Source organism: Polaromonas sp. P1_G2 (genome assembly GCF_056405515.1).
The window spans coordinates 1-414 of the sequence record NZ_JBFUBY010001367.1 but is presented as its reverse complement, the minus strand read 5'-3'; the positions used below and the strand labels follow the sequence as shown (position 1 = coordinate 414).

Sequence of the window (414 nt, the reverse complement as noted above, 5' to 3'; positions counted from 1 at the left end):
AGCATTTCCTGCAACTCGGCGCTGCCGACGCCGATCCGATCAGTCGGCCGAACCGGAGCGCGCTTCTCCATCGCCAGCCATCCCCGCAGTTGGTCGGCTTCGGAGCGGAGCTTGTCGAGCTCGGCCAGTTCGGTGGCGAGCTCAGCAGATGGGCGATAGCCATCAGGCTTGACCGGGGCGACGGGCTCGCGGAGGTTCGCCATCAGATCGTCGGCCGCACGCTTGTGGGCCAGTGCTTCGTCGCCGGCAGACTTCGCCAGGTCGTCGAGCACGGCCACGCCGATGACGCTGTCGACTCGGCGCCGACGTTCTGTGGGCAGCATGTCACCCAACTCGGTCAGACGATCCTGATTCGCGATGCAGGACATGTCGAAGACGTCGAGGTTGAAGCCGAGCAGTGCGATGACCTTGAGG

Annotated in this window: 1 protein-coding gene; it reads right to left on the bottom strand. The window is 65.2% G+C overall.

Annotated features, from left to right (window positions below; translation table 11 throughout):
- The coding region (locus tag AC1D0P_RS30590; protein ID WP_477680165.1) for a hypothetical protein at positions 1 to 414 on the bottom strand (414 nt) is incomplete at both ends.